The organism is Ruegeria sp. CK2, assembly GCF_056536585.1.
In genome coordinates this window covers 38,466-57,933 of the sequence record NZ_JBQFPW010000007.1, presented here as the reverse complement: position 1 = coordinate 57,933, position 19,468 = coordinate 38,466, and the positions used below count along the sequence as shown (strand labels likewise).

General features: G+C 55.1%; 18 protein-coding genes, 1 tRNA gene and 1 pseudogene. 6 read left to right on the top strand and 14 right to left on the bottom strand.

All coding sequences use genetic code 11. The features are described from left to right. The first annotated feature begins 68 nt into the window (after positions 1 to 68). Positions 69 to 1,082 (top strand): GDP-mannose 4,6-dehydratase, encoded by a 1,014-nt coding sequence (locus ACR0BU_RS12470; RefSeq protein ID WP_480737626.1) that lies wholly within the window; start codon positions 69 to 71, stop codon positions 1,080 to 1,082. A gap of 14 nt (positions 1,083 to 1,096) precedes the next feature. Next, positions 1,097 to 2,380 (top strand): Vi polysaccharide biosynthesis UDP-N-acetylglucosamine C-6 dehydrogenase TviB, encoded by a 1,284-nt coding sequence (gene tviB, locus ACR0BU_RS12465; RefSeq protein ID WP_480737624.1) that lies wholly within the window; start codon positions 1,097 to 1,099, stop codon positions 2,378 to 2,380. A gap of 52 nt (positions 2,381 to 2,432) precedes the next feature. Here tviB and nqrF read toward each other — a convergent pair whose 3' ends face one another. From nqrF to ACR0BU_RS12435, 6 genes are read right to left on the bottom strand one after another with little or no spacing between them, the layout of a single operon-like run. Next, on the bottom strand, positions 2,433 to 3,656 hold the full coding sequence (gene nqrF / locus ACR0BU_RS12460) for an NADH:ubiquinone reductase (Na(+)-transporting) subunit F (RefSeq protein ID WP_298935139.1): 1,224 nt from the start codon (positions 3,654 to 3,656) through the stop codon (positions 2,433 to 2,435). 10 nt (positions 3,657 to 3,666) lie between these two features. Beyond that, entirely contained in the window at positions 3,667 to 4,275 is a 609-nt protein-coding gene (gene nqrE, locus ACR0BU_RS12455) for an NADH:ubiquinone reductase (Na(+)-transporting) subunit E (protein WP_120631335.1), read from the bottom strand. After that, a complete protein-coding gene (locus ACR0BU_RS12450; RefSeq protein WP_120631336.1) occupies positions 4,275 to 4,928 on the bottom strand; it encodes an NADH:ubiquinone reductase (Na(+)-transporting) subunit D in 654 nt (217 codons plus the stop codon). Before ACR0BU_RS12450 ends, nqrE begins: the two co-directional genes overlap by 1 nt. Then, positions 4,928 to 5,743, bottom strand: a complete 816-nt coding sequence (locus ACR0BU_RS12445) for a Na(+)-translocating NADH-quinone reductase subunit C (protein ID WP_480737622.1) — start codon at positions 5,741 to 5,743, stop codon at positions 4,928 to 4,930. Before ACR0BU_RS12445 ends, ACR0BU_RS12450 begins: the two co-directional genes overlap by 1 nt. Continuing rightward, positions 5,736 to 6,944, bottom strand: coding sequence for an NADH:ubiquinone reductase (Na(+)-transporting) subunit B (locus ACR0BU_RS12440; RefSeq protein WP_480737621.1), 1,209 nt, complete (start codon positions 6,942 to 6,944; stop codon positions 5,736 to 5,738). The genes ACR0BU_RS12445 and ACR0BU_RS12440 overlap by 8 nt, the downstream gene beginning before the upstream one ends. A 5-nt stretch (positions 6,945 to 6,949) precedes the next feature. Beyond that, on the bottom strand, positions 6,950 to 8,293 hold the full coding sequence (locus ACR0BU_RS12435; RefSeq protein WP_480737784.1) for a Na(+)-translocating NADH-quinone reductase subunit A: 1,344 nt from the start codon (positions 8,291 to 8,293) through the stop codon (positions 6,950 to 6,952). Between the two features lie 297 nt (positions 8,294 to 8,590). On the opposite strand from ACR0BU_RS12435, the gene ACR0BU_RS12430 reads away from it, so the two are divergent. Then, the gene (locus ACR0BU_RS12430; RefSeq protein ID WP_480737620.1) at positions 8,591 to 9,706 is read left to right on the top strand and encodes a THUMP domain-containing class I SAM-dependent RNA methyltransferase; all 1,116 of its coding nucleotides are present in this window, start codon (positions 8,591 to 8,593) and stop codon (positions 9,704 to 9,706) included. A gap of 116 nt (positions 9,707 to 9,822) precedes the next feature. Next, positions 9,823 to 9,899 (top strand) — tRNA-Pro (locus tag ACR0BU_RS12425). A gap of 556 nt (positions 9,900 to 10,455) precedes the next feature. Here ACR0BU_RS12425 and ACR0BU_RS12420 read toward each other — a convergent pair. Continuing rightward, complete coding sequence (locus tag ACR0BU_RS12420) at positions 10,456 to 10,581, bottom strand: hypothetical protein (protein ID WP_298935143.1); 126 nt, start codon at positions 10,579 to 10,581, stop codon at positions 10,456 to 10,458. A 250-nt stretch (positions 10,582 to 10,831) separates the two neighbouring features. Between ACR0BU_RS12420 and ACR0BU_RS12415 the strand changes: the two genes are divergently transcribed. Both ACR0BU_RS12415 and ACR0BU_RS12410 read left to right on the top strand, forming a co-directional pair. Further along, entirely contained in the window at positions 10,832 to 11,860 is a 1,029-nt protein-coding gene (locus tag ACR0BU_RS12415; protein ID WP_480737617.1) for a nucleotidyltransferase family protein, read from the top strand. A gap of 166 nt (positions 11,861 to 12,026) precedes the next feature. Next, positions 12,027 to 12,257: pseudogene (locus tag ACR0BU_RS12410) on the top strand (transposase); the annotation flags it as partial. 69 nt (positions 12,258 to 12,326) lie between these two features. On the opposite strand, the gene ACR0BU_RS12405 reads toward ACR0BU_RS12410, so the two are convergent. From ACR0BU_RS12405 to ACR0BU_RS12375, 7 genes are all read right to left on the bottom strand, one after another. Next, complete coding sequence (locus ACR0BU_RS12405) at positions 12,327 to 13,256, bottom strand: SMP-30/gluconolactonase/LRE family protein (RefSeq protein ID WP_480737616.1); 930 nt, start codon at positions 13,254 to 13,256, stop codon at positions 12,327 to 12,329. After that, positions 13,256 to 13,996 carry a cytochrome b561 domain-containing protein gene (locus ACR0BU_RS12400; protein ID WP_480737614.1) on the bottom strand — a complete coding sequence of 247 codons (741 nt, stop codon included), beginning with the start codon at positions 13,994 to 13,996 and terminating at the stop codon, positions 13,256 to 13,258. The genes ACR0BU_RS12405 and ACR0BU_RS12400 overlap by 1 nt, the downstream gene beginning before the upstream one ends. After that, positions 13,996 to 14,868, bottom strand: a complete 873-nt coding sequence (locus ACR0BU_RS12395; protein ID WP_298935147.1) for a carbohydrate ABC transporter permease — start codon at positions 14,866 to 14,868, stop codon at positions 13,996 to 13,998. The genes ACR0BU_RS12400 and ACR0BU_RS12395 overlap by 1 nt, the downstream gene beginning before the upstream one ends. A 5-nt stretch (positions 14,869 to 14,873) precedes the next feature. Further along, complete coding sequence (locus ACR0BU_RS12390) at positions 14,874 to 15,800, bottom strand: carbohydrate ABC transporter permease (protein WP_298935148.1); 927 nt, start codon at positions 15,798 to 15,800, stop codon at positions 14,874 to 14,876. Between the two features lie 82 nt (positions 15,801 to 15,882). After that, complete coding sequence (locus ACR0BU_RS12385; RefSeq protein ID WP_480737612.1) at positions 15,883 to 17,214, bottom strand: extracellular solute-binding protein; 1,332 nt, start codon at positions 17,212 to 17,214, stop codon at positions 15,883 to 15,885. A 30-nt stretch (positions 17,215 to 17,244) separates the two neighbouring features. Beyond that, positions 17,245 to 18,333, bottom strand: a complete 1,089-nt coding sequence (locus ACR0BU_RS12380) for an ABC transporter ATP-binding protein (RefSeq protein ID WP_480737611.1) — start codon at positions 18,331 to 18,333, stop codon at positions 17,245 to 17,247. A gap of 92 nt (positions 18,334 to 18,425) precedes the next feature. Further along, positions 18,426 to 19,466 (bottom strand): LacI family DNA-binding transcriptional regulator, encoded by a 1,041-nt coding sequence (locus ACR0BU_RS12375; RefSeq protein WP_480737609.1) that lies wholly within the window; start codon positions 19,464 to 19,466, stop codon positions 18,426 to 18,428. Positions 19,467 to 19,468: the final 2 nt, after the last annotated feature.

Genomic DNA, 19,468 nt, shown 5'->3' with positions numbered 1-19,468 from the left:
ACCCTTGACCTTGTCTTGGGGAAAGTATCCCTGATGTGCATATGGTTTGATTTGGGTTTGAGGGTTTTATGAAACGAGTATTGGTTACAGGCACTGCCGGCTTTATCGGGTTCCATCTGGCAAAACTGCTGCTGGCAGAAGGCTTCCGCGTGCATGGCTATGATGGAATGACAGATTATTACGATGTCGCACTGAAGCAAAGGCGCCATCAGATGCTGCTGCAGACACCAAATTTTTCCGCGACTGAAGACCTTCTGGAAAACCATGAACGCCTGATACAGATCGGTGATGAGTTTGAACCAGAGATCATCGTTCACCTAGCCGGGCAGGCTGGCGTGCGCTACAGCCTGGAAGAACCTCGTAGCTATATCGATTCAAATATCGTGGGCACATTCAACGTGATGGAGGTTGCCCGAACGCACAAGGTCGACCACCTGCTGATGGCCTCGACCTCATCCGTTTACGGCGCGAATGAGGACATGCCCTTTACCGAGGTTGAAAAAGCCGACACGCAACTGACCATCTATTCCGCCACAAAAAAGGCGAATGAATCGATGGGCCACTCCTATGCGCACCTCTGGGATTTACCAACAACCATGTTCCGGTTCTTTACCGTTTACGGTACCTGGGGCCGACCTGATCTGGCGCTCTACAAGTTTGTTGATGCGATTCTGGATGGCCGCCCAATCGACATTTACAACCATGGCGACATGTATCGTGACTTCACCAACGTGGAAGATCTAGTTCGCGGGATCAGATTGTTGATCGATACACCGCCGGTTCGGCCCGCAAGCGCCGATCAGATCGAAGAAGGCGACAGCCTGTCCCCGGTCGCGCCGTATCGCGTCGTCAACATCGGCAATGGTGACAAGGTGCGCTTGATGGACTTTGTCGAAGCCATCGAAGAAGCGGTCGGCAAGGAAGCAATCCGAAACTACATGCCGATGCAAATGGGCGATGTTCCGGCAACTTGGGCTAATACAGACCTGCTGCAACGCCTGACTGGCTATCGTCCTCAGACCGATTTCAAAGACGGGATCGCGCGGTTCGTCGAATGGTTCCGCGACTATCACGATAAATGACCAAAGAGAGCTGAATGCTGGACACAAACCCCAAGTCGCGGAAGATCGCAGTCATAGGGCTGGGCTATGTTGGTCTGCCCTTGGCCGTGGCTTTTGGCAAGATCGGTCCTGTAGTGGGGTTCGACGTCAACGCCTCTAGGATCGACGCCCTGCGCGCGGGCGAAGACGCGACGCTGGAGGTTGAGCCAGAGGACTTGACCGCAGCTACAGGCTTGACGTTTTCGACCAAAGCCACCGATCTGGCCGAGTGTGACACCTATATTGTCACGGTCCCAACCCCGATCACTGCTGGCAAACAGCCTGACCTCACACCATTGCTCAGCGCGTCGGACACGGTGGGCCGCGTGTTGAAGCCCGGCGATTTGGTGATCTACGAATCCACCGTCTATCCCGGAGCGACTGAAGAGGATTGTGTCCCAGTGCTGGAGCAGGTCTCTGGTTTAAAGTTCAATAGGGATTTCTTCGCGGGCTACAGCCCGGAACGGATCAACCCCGGCGACAAGACACACCGGATTTCGGATATCTGCAAAGTGACCTCTGGCTCAACACCAGAAGTAGCCGATCTGGTGGACGCGCTGTATGCGCAGATCATTTCTGCCGGAACCCACAAGGCCGAAAGCATCCGCGTGGCCGAGGCCGCAAAAGTCATCGAAAACACCCAGCGCGATCTGAATATCGCTTTGGTCAATGAGCTGGCGATGATTTTTGGTCGTATGGACATAGACACCGATGCAGTGTTGCGGGCGGCGGGTACCAAATGGAACTTTCTGCCTTTCCGGCCCGGTCTGGTTGGCGGGCACTGCATCGGCGTTGACCCCTACTACCTGACATACAAGGCCGAGGCTGTCGGGCATCACCCTCAGATCATTCTGGCCGGACGGCGTCTGAATGACAGGATGGGCAGCTACGTCGTTTCGCAACTGGTCAAACAAATGGCGCGCAACGGGATCAATGTCGGCGCGGCGCGGGTTCTGGTCATGGGCCTGACATTCAAGGAAAACTGTCCCGACCTTCGCAACACGCGCGTGATCGATATCATCGAGGAACTACAAAGCTACGGCGTCTCGGTGGATGTGCACGACCCGCATGCCGATCCGAAAGCGGCGGAGGCTGAATACGGCTTGTCTCTGTTAGACCAACCTCATGAAGGGGCCTATGACGGCGTGGTTCTTGCGGTGGCACATCAGGAATACCAAGCACTCGACCCAGAGCAGTTTCGATCTTATGGCAAACCAGTCAGTGTGGTTTTCGACATCAAATCTTGCCTGCCGCGCGATGCCAGCGACCTGAGATTGTAGGGCACAGGCCCCAAAGCAACAAAACCGGCGCTAAATGCGCCGGTTTTTTCGTTTACCCGCCGAAATCGTCGAGCATGATATCTTCGCGGTCAACGCCCATATCAAGAAGCATGTTGATGACCGATTGGTTCATGATCGGCGGGCCACACATGTAATACTCGCAATCCTCGGGCGCTGGGTGGTTTTTGAGGTATTCATCGAACAGAACATTGTGGATGAAGCCAGTATAACCTTTCCAGTCATCCTCGGGCTGCGCATCGGACAAGGCTACATGCCACTCAAAATTCGGGAATTCCGCAGCAAGCTGGTCGAAATCCTCGACAAAAAACATCTCTTTCTTCGATCTAGCGCCGTACCAGAATGTGATCTTGCGATCTTTGTTCTTCAGGCGCTTGAGCTGATCAAAGATATGGCTGCGCATGGGGGCCATACCGGCACCACCACCAATGAACACCATTTCCTTTTCCGTTTCGCGGGCAAAGAACTCGCCAAACGGCCCCGAGATGGTGACCTTGTCACCGGGTTTAAGGTTGAAGATGTAGGACGACATCTGACCTGCCGGAATACCTTCTGACCCCGGAGGCGGCGACGCCACCCGGACGTTCAGCATGATCATGCCTTTTTCATCCGGATAATTGGCCATCGAATAAGCGCGTTCAATTGGCTCTGACACGACCGAGTCATACTGCCACAGATTGAACCGATCCCAGTCTTCGCGGTATTCCTCTTCGACGTCGAAATCGGTGTATTTCAACTGGTGTACGGGTGCTTCGATCTGGATATAGCCACCCGCGCGAAAATTAACGTCTTCGCCTTCGGGCAGGTCCAAAGTCAGCGCCTTGATGAAGGTCGCCACATTCTCGTTCGACCGAACCGTGCATTCCCACTTCTTGACGCCAAAAACCTCTTCAGGAACTTCGATGTCCATGTCCTGCTTAACGGCGACCTGACAGGACAAGCGGTCGCCGCAGGCGGCCTCGCGCTTGGTGATATGGCCCTCCTCGGTTGGCAGGATAGACCCACCGCCAGAGTGGATGCGCACGCGGCACTGCGCGCAGGTGCCACCGCCGCCGCAGGCGGACGGAACGAACAGCTTTTCGGCCGCCAGTGTCTGCAGAAGTTTGCCGCCAGCGGGAACCGAAACCGTCTTCTCGCCATTGATTGTGATGTTGACATTACCCGTCGACACCAACCGCGAGCGCGCGGCCATGATGATGGTCACCAGCCCCAGGACGATAAGAGTGAAAAGGATGACGCCTAAGCTAAAAGTTTCCATTGGCCCCTCCTTACAGTTTCACGCCCGAGAAGGACATGAAGGCCATCGCCATCAATCCTGCGGTGATGAAAGTGATGCCCAAACCCTGCAAGCCATCCGGAATGTCAGAGTACTTAAGCTTTTCTCGAACCCCCGCCATCGCGGTGATCGCCAGCGCCCAACCAAAGCCCGAGGACAGACCATAGGTCGTCGCTTCGGCAAAGTTGTAGTCACGTTCGACCATGAACAGCGAGCCGCCCAGGATGGCGCAATTCACCGTAATCAACGGCAGAAAGATCCCCAGTGCGTTGTAGAGAGGAGGGAAGTACTTATCGAGGATCATCTCGAGGATCTGAACCATCGCTGCGATCACACCGATATACGAGATCAAGCCAAGAAATGTCAGATCCACATCCGGGAACCCAGCCCAGGACAGCGCACCCGGTTTCAACAGGTAATTCAACAGAAGATTGTTCGCAGGGACGGTGATTGCCTGCACCACCATCACCGAAATGCCCAGACCAAGCGCGGTGGAAATCTTCTTGGACACGGCGATGAAGGTACACATGCCAAGGAAGAAGCTGAGCGCAAGGTTTTCAACAAAGATGGCCTTTACGGCCAGGGACAGTAGACCTTCCATCAGTGCGCCTCTACCTGCTGGATTTTGTATTCACGTTCTTCGACCTGGTTTGGTTTCCATGTGCGGAAGGCCCAGATGATCAGCCCGATGATGAAGAATGCCGAGGGTGGCAGCAGAAGCATGCCGTTTGGCACGTACCAGCCACCATTGTTCACGGTCTCAAGAATGGTCACACCGAACAGCGACCCGGCTCCGAACAGCTCGCGGATGAAACCCACAAGCAGCAGGATCAGACCATAGCCCATTCCGTTGCCCGCCCCGTCGATGAAGGATGCGACGGGCGGGTTCTTCATCGCAAACGCCTCGGCACGGCCCATCACGATGCAGTTGGTGATGATCAGGCCTACAAAGACGGACAGGGTTTTTGAGATCTCAAACGCATAGGCCTTAAGGATCTGGTCAACCAGGATCACCAGAGAGGCGATAATCACCATCTGCACGATGATCCGGATTGATCCGGGGATCTGATTGCGCAGGCATGAGATGAAGAAAGACGAGAAGGATGTCACGAAGATCACCGCCAGTGCCATCACTGCCGACACCTGCAATGACGAGGTGACCGCCAATGCCGAACAAATGCCCAGCACCTGCAAGGTGATCGGGTTGTTGTCGACAAGCGGGTCGACCAGAAGCTCTTTCCTTGTCTGGGACATCAGAACTCTCCTGCTTGCAATTTGCCAAGGAAGGGGCCGTAACCGGCATCGCCCATCCAGAATTTCACAAGGTTGTCGACACCGACCGAGGTCAGCGTCGCCCCGGCCAGCGCGTCGATGTAGAAATCGAGGCCGGCGGCGGGTTGCGACTTGGCGACAGTGATCTGCAAGTCGCCCGCGTCATCCCGCAGCTTTTTGCCGTTCCACAACGCTTTCCAACGCGGATTATCGACCTCGGCCCCAAGGCCGGGGGTTTCACCGTGCTGATAGAACTGAAGGCCATATATGTCGTTGCCGTTGTTTTCCAACGCAATGAAACCGTAAAGCGTTGACCAAAGGCCATATCCTTGTATCGGCAGGATCACCTTATCCAAACCACCAGTGTCATCACGCAGCAGATAGACCACGCGGTATTTCGCCTTGCGCCCAATCCCCGCCGGATCGTCATCCAGAGCGACGCTCAGTTCAGGATCGCTTGCGGCAGCGATATCGTCAAATGTAGCCGGGTCAAATTGGTCATCGACGAAATCGCCGGTCGACAGTTCCAGAACATGTGGTTCGAAGGCGGCAAAGGCTTCGGTCACATCAATCCCGGGTTCATAGACACCTGCGACTTGCAGGACGTTGACTTGTTTGTCTTTCAGCCGGTTGGTCTCTTGCACCGGGCGCAAGCTAACGGCCGCCGCCGATACGACCATCGACGCAATAAGGCAGACCGCGACGGCAACAAAGATCGTCTTGCCAACAGAATCCGGCGAGGCCGCCAGAAACCGGGCGATCGCGCCCTTTGGTTCAGGGGATTGCGTATCAGACATGGCGACGCGCCCTCCGTTTGATGTTTGCCTGCACAACGAAATAGTCGATCAGCGGCGCAAAGACGTTACCGAACAGGATTGCCAGCATCATGCCTTCCGGGAAGGCCGGGTTGATCACCCGGATCATTACCACCATGACACCAATCAACCCACCATAGATATAGCGTCCCAGATTGGTATGGCTCGCCGAAACCGGCTCGGTCACCATGAAGGCCAGCCCAAAAGCATACCCACCCAGAACCACATGCCAGTACCACGGCATCGCGAACATCGGATTAGTGTCAGATCCGATCAGGTTCAGCAGCAAGGTGAAGCCGATGGTTCCGGCCAAACAGCCCACGATCAGACGAAAGTTGGCGATCCTCGTCATCAGCAGGAAGGCCAGCCCAACCATGCAAGCCAATGTCGAGGTCTCACCAAAGCTGCCTTGTATCTGCCCGAAGAAAGCATTCGACCAGGTGATCCCATCTGCTGCCAGGGCCTGCACGCCATCGGCAGCGGACACAGCCAAAGCGGTCGCGCCCGAGAATCCGTCAACCGGTGTCCAAACAGCATCGCCGGACATGTTGGCCGGATAAGCGAAATACAGGAACGCCCGACCCACAAGCGCGGGGTTGAGGAAATTCTTGCCGGTGCCGCCAAAGACTTCCTTACCAATCACAACGCCAAAGATGATCCCCAGCGCCACCTGCCACAGGGGTGCAGTTGCCGGCATGATCAGCGTGTAAAGCATCGAAGTGACAAGAAACCCTTCGTTCACCTCGTGGCCGCGCACGGTGGCAAAAATCACCTCGAAAATACCACCAGCGACCAGTGTGACGATGTAGATCGGCAGGAAATACATCATTCCGTGCAACACATTGGCAATGATGCTGCCCGGGTCCAATGACACACCAAAGGCCCGCAGGATCGCAATTCGCCAACCAGTTGCCGCGTCGGGCCCCAGCGCTGCAATAGCCGAGTTCGCCTGGTAACCCGTATTGTACATCCCCCACAGGATACATGGGATCGTCGCGATCACGACATAGGTCATGATCCGCTTCATATCGATGTATGACCGCGCATGCGGCGCGACGGTGGTTACTGTTTTCGGAGTGTAGATGAAACTTTCGACCATCTCGTAGATGGGGAAATACTTCTCGTACTTGCCGCCCTTGGTAAAGTTCGGCTCGATCCGGTCAAAGAAGCTGCGCAAACCCATTTGGATCAGCCCTCCTTTTCAATCTTGGTCAGGCAGTCGCGCAGCGCCAACCCGTATTCATATTTTGCCGGACAGGCAAAGCCCACAAGGCCCAGATCCTCTTCGTCCAGCTCCAACGCGCCCAGGGCCTGAGCACTATCGGTGTCCATCACCAGCATCGCACGCAGCAATTGCGTCGGCAGGTAGTCCTGCGGCATCAACTGCTCAAACGTCCCCGTTGGCACCATCGCACGACGCCCACCATTCAGGTTCGAGGTGAGCGCATACAGTTTCTTGGCAAAAGCCGAGCCCAAAACAGGCTGCACGGCAAACTTCGACGGCATGGGACGAATCCAGCCCATTGGGATCTGATCGTGATCTTCGCGGATAATGGTAATCTGACGCGCAAACCGTCCCAGATAGGCGGTTGGTCCATCCGCGTGGCGTCCGGACAAGATCGAGCCCGAGATGATGCGCGCCGATCCGTCAACATCGACCTCATCACGGGTCAGATCCTCGGTCGAGGCACCCAGAACAGTGCGGATCAAACGTGGCTGACGTGCCCCCGGCCCCGTCAATGCGATCACGATATTTGGATCCAGATGACCTGTCTGAACCAGACGACCAACTGCAATCACATCCTGATACCCAATGGTCCAGACCTGGGTGTTACCGGCCAATGGCCGGAGGAAATGGATATGCGTCCCGGCCAGCCCTGCCGGATGCGGGCCCGAGAAAGCTGCGGCTTCGACACCCGCAACGTCGGCCCCCGGCATGGTATCGCCGTCCTTGTGACACACATAGGTCGTGCCCTCGGTCAGTTTGGCAATTGCACCAAGCCCGGCGGCAAAGTCATCCCCGGCATCCGCGATGATGACTGCGGCATCAGCGGACAAAGGTTCGCTGTCCATTGCAGTCACAAAAATCGCGGTTGGTTTTGTCCCCGGCTCAGGCATCTTGGAATACGGCCGTGTGCGGAAAGCGGTCCACAACCCGGCCGCACAGAGTTTTTTGGTCACGCCCTCGGCTGTGTCTGCATCGCCTACGTCAGAAAAATCGACACCCGTATCATTCGGGTCAGAGACCTCAACAACGACGCTTTGAAGAACCCGGCGTGCGCCACGGTTTATTGTAACGACCTTGCCGCTCAGCGGCGCGACCATCATCGCCTCTGGTGCGTCCTTGTGGCAGAACAATGGTGTTCCCCGCCGAACCTCATCACCTTCCTGTACCAGCATGCGCGGCTTCAGGCCCAAATAATCCGACCCAAGCGCAGCGACGCTGGAAAACTCCGGCCCCGGCCGGATAGTCTGCTCAGGGGCACCCTGAATCGGCAGCTCCAACCCTTTTTTCAGTTTGAAAGTTTGCATGTCGCTACGGTCTTCCAAGCCTCGTTCCTGCGTCCGCTATTTGTCGCCTTTCAGTCTTGGGCATCAAATAGTGCGAATTGTCTCGCCATCGGTCCGTGAAAGCGCCACAAACCTGCCGATATCCGCTCGCGTTATTCCAATCACGGACCCTTTACGCGCGGACGTCCTAAAACGCAAACCTGTTACCGCGCAAATCAGCACAACAAAGTCACTTTATCCTGAACTCGCAGCGACGCGACCAAAATAGCACAAAAAAAGCGTGTCGCGCCTGATTTACTTCCAGTGTAAGCAACGGGGATGAACACTTCAGACAGTTTTGAAATCTTTTTGGTGGCCACACCCGGTCTCGAAGCGCCTTTGTGTGAAGAGGCTATCCAAAACGGATTCGCCGAGGCCCATAAGGTCGCCGGAGGCGTCAGTTGCCGCGGGGATTGGTCCGAAGCCTGGCGTGCCAACCTGTGCCTTCGCGGAGCGAATAAGGTATTGGTACGCATAGGAAGTTTTCCGGCCGTGCACCTGGCCCAGTTGGACAAACGGGCGCGCAAATTTCCATGGTCAGTTTTTCTACGCCCTGACATACCGGTCAAAGTCGAGGCCACCAGCCGGAAATCCCGCATTTATCATGCAGGCGCGGCCCGGCAGCGAATTGAAAACGCTATATCCGAGACCCTTGGTGCCCCAATTTCTTCTGACGCCAAGCTACGCGTCCTGCTACGTATCGAGAAAGACCTATGCACCTTTTCCATCGATACCTCAGGTGAACCGCTGCACAAACGGGGCCACAAACCAGCCATCGCCAAGGCCCCTATGCGTGAGACCATGGCTGCCATGTTCTTACGAGAATGCGGGTTTGACGGCACTGAACCGGTGGTGGATCCCATGTGCGGCTCGGGCACATTTGTGATTGAAGCGGCCGAAATCGCGTTGGGTCTGCAACCAGGACGCTCGCGCCATTTCGCATTCGAGGATCTGGCCAGCTTTGACGCACAAGTCTGGCAATCATTGCGTCAAGACACCCCGCCCCCAGAGATGACCCTTCGTTTCTACGGCTCGGACCGAAACTCAGGCGCCATCGAAGCCGCCAGCGCCAATGCCGCTCAAGCCGGGGTTTCCCATGTGACCCAATTTGCCCAACGCGCCGTCAGCGACATTAAACCCCCGGAAGGCAAGGCCGGTCTGGTGATCGTTAACCCACCCTACGGCGCACGGATCGGGGATGAAAAGCGCCTGCGGTCTTTGTATGGCAGTCTGGGCAAAGTCCTTATGTCACGGTTTTCCGGTTGGCGCGTCGGCATCGTAACCAGCAACCCGTCCCTCGCCCGATCGACGCGCCTTCCGTTACTCCCAACCGGGCCGGTTGTTGATCACGGAGGCACAAAAATAAAACTGCACAGAACCAGCGCGTTGCCGTGATTGCGCACTGTCATAGGCCGAACTGACAAATGAACTCTGGCGGAGGTTTGCAAAATCTCAGGCCCGGAAATCGACTTGCGCATCCCAATTGCGGGGTATAGATCACCCGCCACGGTCGGAGTGTAGCTCAGCCTGGTAGAGCACTGTCTTCGGGAGGCAGGGGTCGGAGGTTCGAATCCTCTCACTCCGACCAAGTTTTCAAGTTGCCCGATCGCGCCTTTAGTGTTTTCAGGACAGTGATCCGAGGTTGTTAAACCTGAGCATCAGTCGAACTCTAGGACGCTAGCAGCCTTACGCAGGTGCTCCGGGCTGTAGCGCGCATTAATGGACGCGGTGATCCACGAATCTGAATGGCCGAGAAACTGTCCAATCTCCTCGATCGAGATACCTGCCTATGCCATATGAACTGCCGCGATGTGCCGCATAACGCGCGGTGACACATCCGCCAGTCGAAGAGCATCGTCGTCCTTCTCGACGGTCTGGCACTGCATGGAAATGAGCGCAAGGCCGACCACCTTGTGGGTGCGCCGCTCTGATGTGACGAGCTTCTGGCGAGCATGAATGACGGCCTGACAAAGTTGGCTCGTCGTCAGGCCCTCGGTTTAAGGTAGTTCAGACTTTCTTTAGGATCGGCTTGTCCAGTTCAAGCTCGGCCACGATCTTCTTAAGCCGGGCGTTCCCTTCTCCAGACTACTCAACTCCGAAAGCTGCGATCTGCCCATACCTCCGAACCGACGCCGCCAGTTGTACTAAGTCGCATCACTGACGCCGACACCGCGGCAAGCCATGCGAACATCGTCGCCATCGGCCAGCTTCAGTTCAATCTCACGCAGCAGCTTCAGAATATCTTCGTCCGAGTATTGCTTTCGAGCCACCTCCTCTTCCCCTTTCTAAGCCAAAGTAGTGGCCCAGTTGGGGGGAAAAGGCACAATCGGTTGTTTTCATCCGGCTTCTTGGTCATATCTATCCTCCCGGAAATGACGCAACACACGCTGAATATCTTAGTTATAGCGATGGTCCGTTTGGGAATGTGGCGGGAAACGCCTGATATGTTCAACACCTTTCTTTTTTGTTGAACACGTAGTATGTTCAACAAAGTAACCTTTTGTAGAACACGGCGCCAACATGACGTTCAAGCGACATTCATCCATCGCCCAAGCCGCTTATCACGACCTGCTGCGATCGCTTAAAGACGATGCTGTTTCGGATATCCGAGGCACACCAACACATGTCTCACGCAATGGAAAAGTCTACTGGTATGACACATACCGGGTCGGCTCTGACGTCAAGAAACGCTATATCGGCGAGGACAGAGAGGAACTCAGGGCCAGGCTTGAGCAACATCAGCAACTCAAAGCTGAAGCCGATGAGCGCAGGAAGAACCGAACCCGGCTTGTGCGCCTTCTCCGGGCAGAAGGCTTTCTAAATCTGGACGCTGCAACAGGCAGTCTCATGTCGGCGATGGCAGCGTCTGGCGTATTTCGCCTTGGAGGCACCATCGTAGGCACCCATGCGTTTCGTCTCTACGAGGGAGAATTGGGTGTCCGATACGGCCTAGATCTGATGGCGCATACCGATGACATCGACATCGCCAGCTTCTCCCGCCTCTCCCTCGCCCTTGAGGACGCCGCCACACCGCCGCTTGAACAGGTTTTCCGGGACTTTTCATTTGTGCCTCAGCCCAGCCTGCAGGCTGACAAGACTTGGCGCTGGAAACAAACACGCAGCGATACCCTGGTCGAGTTCCTGACACCGTCCTTTGGCGAAGAAGAAGGCGTGCGCGAATTGCCCGCGCTCGGCGTAGATGCGCAAGGTCTGCACCATCTGAACTACCTCATCGCCGACCCGATCAAGGCGGCTGTGACCTATCGCAGCGGCGTCATGGTGCAGATCCCGCAACCCGAGCGTTATGCCATCCACAAGCTGATCGTCGCGGATCGCCGGCGCGGCGGGGAGAATGCACTAAAGTCGGAAAAAGACCAGCGCCAAGCCGCCTTTCTGATTGAGGTGCTGGCCGAGGATCGTCCGGACGAATTGCGTGAAGCCTATGAAGATGCCCGGTCCCGCGGGCCTAAGTGGCGAGCGCGGATAGACGCCACGTTGGGGCGTATGCCGGAGACGCGGCACCTTTTGGATCGTGTTTGTTCAGATTGAAGACAGGAACGTGCGCAATGAAACCGCAACGTTATTTCAGGACTGACTGCCACTGAAGCGCAGAGACTGACACCAGAAGCCCTTGTATTAGGCCCGGGATCGATTGATTTCCGTTGTTCTGCATGGTTCACCGCCGCAAAAACAGGCGGTGAACGTGTCTGTTTTTCTGGTTGGCAGCCTGCAGAAGGTCGGATCGCTTGTTGGGGACCGCGGTTACGACACCGACTTGTTCAGAGAAGCGTTGAAAGACAAAGGGATACGTGCCTGTATCCCCAGCCGGAAGCAACGCAAATCGACTATCCGATACGACAAGCTGCGCTATTAAAAACGCGACAGGATCGAGATAATGTTCGGCAGGCCCAAGGATTGGCGGAGGGTTGCGACCCGCTACGACTGATGCCCGAAGTTCTTCCTGTCAGCGATCACGCTTACCGCTCTCGTCACCTATTGGGTATGAGTCCGGAGCCTAGGAGTGCCTGATCCCGTTCACATTCAAGTAAATCGAGTAAAGCGAACTGGTCGCGGTAACAAACAATCTGTTCAGCTTGGCGCCACCGAAACAGACATTTGAAACGATTTCAGGTATGTGGATTTTCCCGATCAAATCCCCTTCGGCGTTCAGGCAATGCACACCATCAGCGGCCGAGCTCCAGATTCTGCCGCCGTGGTCCAACCGAAAACCATCAAAGAAACCATTGGTGCATTCCGCGATAACACCGCCGCCAGACAAAGACTTCCCATCGCCACCGACCGAGAATTTGCGGATGTGTGACGGTCCATCTGGCATGTGTGTACCACCAGTATCCGACACGAAGAGCGTATTTCCGTCCTGCGAAAAAGCCAATCCGTTTGGTTTGACAAAATCTGTCGCGACCGCAGTCACCTCGCCCGTATCAGAGTCGATCCGATAGACTTGGCAAGCCCCAATCTCGCTTTCCGCGCGCTCGCCTTCATAATCCATCATGATCCCGTAGGACGGATCTGTGAACCAGATTGAGCCATCAGATCTAACGACAACATCGTTTGGAGAGTTGAGCCGTTTGCCCTGCCAAGCGTCAGCCAGAACTGTAATCGAGCCATCATGCTCCGTGCGGGTGACCCGACGGGTCAGATGCTCGCACGAGACAAGACGTCCTTGGCCGTCAACCGTGTGACCGTTGGTGTTGTTGGCCGGTTCGCGAAATACTGAAACCGAACCATCCGTCTCATCCCAACGCATCATCCGGTTGTTGGGTATGTCGGACCAGACCAGATAGCGACCGGCCGCAAACCAAGCAGGTCCTTCGGTCCAACGTGCCCCGGTCCATAGCCGCTCGACGCGGGCATGCCCGATGAAACATGCCTCGAACTCTTTTTCGTTGACCTCAAAGCCAGTGCCTTCCAAAACACCAAACATCACTCTGTTCCTTCCTCTGAGGGGGAAATCATTTGATCTCCGGGCCTTACGGTGCCCCAACCCATTTTGTGCCTTCGATTGCCCGGCAGGTCGGGACCCGGCCCCCAAATTGCTTGATATGTATCATGCGCCCTGCCAGAAAGTTGCAAAAAAACGGCAATCGCAATCAAGCCCAACCAATAACCATTGATCATGACCCACATCCAGCGTGGCGCATTCGACGACCATAACCCGCTTAGGATCGTTATTGCCCCGAGAACCAGCGCTAGATAACCCAAAGTTCTATGAATGTGCTCGAACGCCACTCGCCAAGGCGTCATATCATAGTGATCGCCAGAAAAGCTGCCGTCATTTGCCGGTGCGGTCGGGCCACCTTTGGTGCCCCGGAAAACGCCCAATACAACTTGCAACGTGCCCAGAGCAAGCACGATATACCCCAAGATCCGATGCAACCACGCGTCCGGTCGCCCACCGGAGCTACTAAGGACAAGTCCGAGCCCAACAAGCGATAGCACATACGCGAGTGTCTGGCCTTTCCAGTGACACAACCACCACACCCGGTTGTCCAGTTCCTGAGGCCAGTTCTGACCCGGTAGTATCTTAAAATAGCGTGCTGCTAAGATTGCTGCCGGGCATATCACGCCCCAGGCAATCACCATGCACCGAGCATGCCAGGACAAAAAGAAACCGACATCATGCCCTCGCGTTGGATCAATCGGTGAAAACAACCACTCGATCATCAGCCTTTCACGGCCCCCGCTGTCATTCCAGTAATGATCTGTCGCGATGCAACAAATGTGAAAATAATGGGCGGTACTGCCAGCAACATTCCTGTGGCCATGATCACGCCCCAGTCGATGTCATATTCGGTGATCGAGTTAACGATTGTCACAGGTACCGTTCGCGTCGACCTTCCCAGCAGCGCGTTGGCCAGGAGGAACTCGTTCCAAGCAATACGGAATGTAAATATCGCCGCAGCCGCAAGCCCGGGTTTGATGATCGGCAAAACAACCAGATAGAATACCTGAAGCGGGTTGGCACCATCCATTCGCGCTGCCTCTTCCAGCTGGATTGGAACCTGCACGATAAAGCTCTGCAAGATCCAGATGACAAACGGCAGGTTCATGGCCGTATAGACCAGAATGATCCCTGTGTAGGATTGATCAAGATGGTACTGAAACGTCCAGATGCCAAAAACCGGAACCAACAGCACAGCCGGCGGCACCATGCGCATCATCAGCGTTGTGATGGACACCGCTCCGCGGCCCATGAAGCGAAACCGGACCAAAGCATATGCGGCCATGCAGCCAATCAGTAGGGTGATCCCCGTCGAGATTGTCGCCACGATCAACGAGTTGCGAAGGGCCCGCCCGAAAGTTGGATCGCAGTATTGCACATGGTCAGGATCGTACCACAGCACGTCGCACAAAACCGTTTCATAATTTCTGATCGTCGGCGTGAAGAAAAAGGCTGAAACGCTTTCATCATAGATGTCGACGTTCATTTTGAACGACGTCGCCAGCATCAAAAGGATCGGCCCCACTGACATGACGACCAATGCAGCGAGCAAAGCATAGAAGGCCGGGTTTTGTTTTTCGATTTGCGTTGCCATGATTTTCAGCTTTCTGTTTGCTCGGCAGCAGCTCGCATCCTGGCGGCCCGGGCTTCTTGAATCTTGGTGTACATGAACATCCCGATGGTCAGTGCCATCAGCATCAGCAATAGGACATTGGACATCGCGGCCGCCTCGCCCAGCTCCTGAAACTCCTGGGCAGTTCGGAAAATTCGCAAGGCAATTATCTCTGTGGACAAGCCAGGGCCGCCATTCGTCAGGACCAAAATGACCTCAAGCACTTTGAACGCATCGATAAGCCGCAAAAGCAAAGTCACGACCAAAACCGGCATCATGAGGGGTATCTTGATCAGAGTGATTTTCTGCCACTCGCTGGCGCCATCAATCTCGGCTGCTTCCAACGCTGAACGCGGCAAAGACTGCATGGCAGCCAAGGCAAGGATGAAAATGAACGGTGTCCACTGCCAGACGTCGGCGATCACAACGGCAACAAAAGACCAGGTACTATCCGACAGCCAAGGAATGCCCTCATCAAAACCCCAACTTTTGATTGTACGGTTAAAGATGCCGACGGTCGGATGGTACATGTAGCGCCACATCAGGCCGACCACGATCGGGGCAATCATCATCGGCAGGATGAACACCGTCCGCAAGACGGACATGCCGCGAATGTTCCGATCCAACAGTAAAGCCAGACCTACACCCAGAACCATCTCCAAAGTCACTACAACGAACGCAAATTTGATCGTGACCCAGAAGCTTTCGTGGAACGCACTGTCATGCAGCAGATTGGCGTAGTTCTTTAGACCAACAAACTCGGCCTGACCGATACGCTGGCTGGGGCTCCAATCAAGGAAACTGGCATAGATCATGTATCCGATGGGGTAGAGCAGCGCAAAGATCAGAACAACCGCTGCGGGCGCCAAGAACAGATATGGGGTGAGCCGATTGGCCCGTGCTACAGCACTCATAACAGCGGCCCTTTGATTTTTGAATTTCGTCTTGAGAGGCGGCACCCGAACATTGGTTCAGGCACCGCCTTGGGGAGTGAGCTTATTGCTGCCAGGTGTAGTAGCCAGCGTCGTCCATAATCGCCTTGCTACGTTCCGCAACACCGTCCAGCGCAGTCTGAATATCCAGGTCTTCGGTCAGAACCTGACTGAGCGTTGTACCCAGATCGGCATTGATTTTACCCCAGACCGGGATGATAGGACGCCAATCGGGATCGGCATGTTTTAGTGCCTCACCAAAAACTTCAAGATGCGGCTGTTCAGCCAAAACATCAGGATCGCTATGGGTCGAGAAGCGCGAGGGGTTACCGCCGGCAACCGCTATAGCTTTGTCCGCCTCTTTCGAAGTCAGCCATTGCATCAGCAGGAAGGCGGCATCCTTATTTTGGGCATTTGTCGGAATGCCAATGCCAAACCCACCGGTCTGACTCCCACGGCGTGCGCCTTCTGGGTGTGGCGCCCAGCCGATCTTACCAACGACCTTGGATTTCTCCGGGTTATTGACCTGACCTGCAAAGACAGTGGAGTCGAGGAACATCGCTGAATTGCCTTGCAGAAACGATGCACCCGCCTCGGCAAAGCCGAAAGTCTCCGCGCCCTCGGCACCGCACTCGACAATTGTTTTCAACGCTTCGGCAGCTTTGACCCCCTCTTCGTTGTTCATAATCGGGTTCCAGTTGTCATCGAAAATGCGACCACCCAACGGCGCGAGGTGCAGAAGGTATGCGTGCGACGCATGATGTCCTGAAGCGGCGCGCGATGCCAGACCACCCATGCCGGGTTCCAGCTCGGGAATTCTACACGCCAATTCCAATAGGTCGTCATAGGTTTTCGGCACCTCAAGGCCGTGCTTGTCAAAGATATCCTTGCGATATCCCAAGATCGAAGTCTCGGACCCGAAAGGAATGCCGAACAACGATCCGGTAGGTCCGGGCAGGTATCCCTTAGCGCCACCAGAAACGCCAATGTTACCAACATATCCGTCGATCAGATCCTCTGCGTCGTAGTTCGGGTCTGCCAGCGCGGGATTCATGAAGTACTTGGCCAGGTTTTCCAGCTGATCCGCATAGACGTAATCGGCTTTGGAAAACACCACATAGGCGATCAGATCGTAGTCGCCTTTGTTCTTTGTCAGTTCCAGCGTCTGTTTTTCACGCATCTTCAGGTATTGAAGTTGGTCGACCTCAACCCGAATGCCGGTTTCTTCGGTGAATTGTGGTAGCACCTGCATCACCGCGTCAAAGTGAGGATGTGCCGGGAAATTCACGACAAGTGTTGAGCCCTCATAGGGCTCATACGGATTGGCGGTTGCCAACCCTACAGTCAGTGTTAGGGCCGCGACGCCCGCACCGGTCTGTTTGAGTAAGTTCAGCATTTGCTCCTCCCATGCTGTTTTGGGCCGCTCTTAGAGGGCGACCTCCCTTTCGCGATCAAATAGATGAATTGCGTCGGCGTTGACCTCAAACCGAAGGGTCTCACCCAAGGCGATGGGCGTATCCGACTTCAGTTCGACCTCGATTTTCTGACCTGCGCAATCGCAGATCAGTACGGATTGCGCGCCGATGTATTCCGAGACCACGACCTTCAGGTCCAGACTGGCATCCTCGGGGGCGTTAGGATTAAAGCGCAGATCAGAAGGTCGAATGCCAAGCGTGACATTGCGCAGATCGGCTTTCTGCATATTTTGCTGGCGCTTCTGAGTTAAGCTGATAGAAAATCCGGCGCCCGTCACAAACAGCTCACCACCACGATCTTCAACACTTGCGTCCAGAAAGTTCATCGGTGGCGAACCAAGAAAGCCAGCGACAAACTTGTTAACGGGATTTTTATACAGTTCTTCCGGTGTGCCTTGTTGCTGAATGTACCCGCCATGCATAACAACGATCCGATCCGCCAGTGTCATGGCTTCGATCTGGTCGTGAGTGACGTAGATCATGTTTTTTTGTACCTGCTGACGCATCAGAGCCAACTCGGCACGCATCTGACCACGCAATTTGGCGTCAAGGTTGGACAGGGGCTCGTCAAACAGAAACGTACTGCTGTCGCGCGTCAGCGCCCGGCCCATGGCAACTCGCTGACGCTGACCCCCCGATAATTCCGCCGGTTTGCGATGCAGGTAATCGGTTAAGCCCAGCATCCGGGCGACGTCGCCTACCTTTTTGTCGATCTCAGCTTTGGGGACCTTTTGCAGTCTCAGTGCGAAAGACATGTTTCGCGCCACATCAAGATGCGGATAGAGCGCATAATCTTGAAACACCATCGCCAGATCGCGAGCCTTGGGTTCAAGATGACTGACCGGGCGATCATCAATGAAAATCTCACCTTCCGATACCGTCTCAAGCCCGGCAATCATACGCAACGTTGTCGACTTGCCACATCCAGACGGGCCAACAAACACGGTGAACTCGTTCTCTTCCATCTCGAGGTCGATTCCGTGCAGGACTTCAAAGTCCCCGTAGCGTTTGACGAGGCCCTCTAATCGTATTCTGGGCATTATCCCTCCACCCCTTGTTACCGGTCACACTAGCATCTATGTGACCGGTCACATAGTAAAATATTACGATTTAAATCAGCAGGTTAATGAGTTTAGGAGAATCTGCAGCTTTCGCGAAACTCGATGCGCGGTGTGAGCGTCACATGACATGGCGAATCTGTGCGAGTTTCCTCGTCACCAAGTAGTTTCGAAATAAGCTTCCCGGTTTGCCGCCCAATCTCAGTCGGGTCAACAACAACGGTGGAAATCGAGGGGGAGCTGAACCTCGAGACCTCAAAGTTACCGAAACCGACGACAGAGATTTCGTCTGGAACGGCCTTGCCGATTTGCAAAAGACGACTCTGAACGCCAAAGGCCGCCATGTCTGACACGCAAAACACGCAATCGACGTTGGGATACCTGTCCAGAATGTGATCGACGGCGGCGGCACCATTCTCGATGGTCAGCGGTGGAGTGCCCAGCATGATCTGCGCCTTGGCATCTAGCCCGGCGCTGCTCATAGCCTGCTCAAAACCTTCGCGCCGCGCCGCGCCTCGGGTCCAATCATCCTGACCTTCACCAAGAAAAACGATGTTCTCAAAGCCACGTTCGATCAACGCCTGTGTCATGTCATAAGCAGCTTTTGAATTCGAAAACCCGACCGTATGCGCAATTGGATTTTGCGGTTTCTCCCAAATTTCAACGATGGGCACGGATACGTCAGCCAACAGGTCAAGAGTGCGCTGTGTGTGACCGTCATAAGATAAGACTATAGCCTCTGGACGGCGGCGCAGCATGGTTTCCACGAGCTGTTCTTCCCGCTCGGCAGAATAGTCCGTGTGTCCAAGCAGCAATTGCAGCCCAACTTTTTCCAGCTCTTCGGTCAAGCTTTGGACGGTCAACGCAAAGTGTAAATTGTTCAGCGAGGGCAAAAGCACTGCGACAAAGCCAGACTTCTTGGTCGTCAAAGAACCTGCCATTTGGTCTGGGACATAGTTCATCTGCTTGACGACTTGCAGGATGTGGTCGCGTGTTTCCTTGGAAATTGGGCTGTTTTTCTTCAGCGCGCGGCTGACAGTCATCCGCGATACACCTGCCGCCTTTGCAACGTCTCGCATCGTGACATGTGTGCGACCGGGATTCTTGTTCGTCATGC

Bases quoted from the DNA above. Each gene is read 5' to 3' on its own strand.
- tviB (WP_480737624.1), top strand. From the start codon at position 1,097: ATGCTGGACACAAACCCCAAGTCGCGGAAGATCGCAGTCATAGGGCTG.
- ACR0BU_RS12400 (WP_480737614.1), bottom strand. From the start codon at position 13,996: ATGATCGAGTGGTTGTTTTCACCGATTGATCCAACGCGAGGGCATGAT.
- ACR0BU_RS12375 (WP_480737609.1), bottom strand. From the start codon at position 19,466: ATGACGAACAAGAATCCCGGTCGCACACATGTCACGATGCGAGACGTT.
- ACR0BU_RS12380 (WP_480737611.1), bottom strand. From the start codon at position 18,333: ATGCCCAGAATACGATTAGAGGGCCTCGTCAAACGCTACGGGGACTTT.
- ACR0BU_RS12395 (WP_298935147.1), bottom strand. From the start codon at position 14,868: ATGGCAACGCAAATCGAAAAACAAAACCCGGCCTTCTATGCTTTGCTC.
- ACR0BU_RS12385 (WP_480737612.1), bottom strand. From the start codon at position 17,214: ATGCTGAACTTACTCAAACAGACCGGTGCGGGCGTCGCGGCCCTAACA.
- ACR0BU_RS12390 (WP_298935148.1), bottom strand. From the start codon at position 15,800: ATGAGTGCTGTAGCACGGGCCAATCGGCTCACCCCATATCTGTTCTTG.
- nqrF (WP_298935139.1), bottom strand. From the start codon at position 3,656: ATGGAAACTTTTAGCTTAGGCGTCATCCTTTTCACTCTTATCGTCCTG.
- ACR0BU_RS12430 (WP_480737620.1), top strand. From the start codon at position 8,591: ATGAACACTTCAGACAGTTTTGAAATCTTTTTGGTGGCCACACCCGGT.
- ACR0BU_RS12440 (WP_480737621.1), bottom strand. From the start codon at position 6,944: ATGGGTTTGCGCAGCTTCTTTGACCGGATCGAGCCGAACTTTACCAAG.
- ACR0BU_RS12470 (WP_480737626.1), top strand. From the start codon at position 69: ATGAAACGAGTATTGGTTACAGGCACTGCCGGCTTTATCGGGTTCCAT.
- ACR0BU_RS12445 (WP_480737622.1), bottom strand. From the start codon at position 5,743: ATGTCTGATACGCAATCCCCTGAACCAAAGGGCGCGATCGCCCGGTTT.
- nqrE (WP_120631335.1), bottom strand. From the start codon at position 4,275: ATGGAAGGTCTACTGTCCCTGGCCGTAAAGGCCATCTTTGTTGAAAAC.
- ACR0BU_RS12405 (WP_480737616.1), bottom strand. From the start codon at position 13,256: ATGTTTGGTGTTTTGGAAGGCACTGGCTTTGAGGTCAACGAAAAAGAG.
- ACR0BU_RS12415 (WP_480737617.1), top strand. From the start codon at position 10,832: ATGACGTTCAAGCGACATTCATCCATCGCCCAAGCCGCTTATCACGAC.
- ACR0BU_RS12435 (WP_480737784.1), bottom strand. From the start codon at position 8,293: ATGCAAACTTTCAAACTGAAAAAAGGGTTGGAGCTGCCGATTCAGGGT.
- ACR0BU_RS12450 (WP_120631336.1), bottom strand. From the start codon at position 4,928: ATGTCCCAGACAAGGAAAGAGCTTCTGGTCGACCCGCTTGTCGACAAC.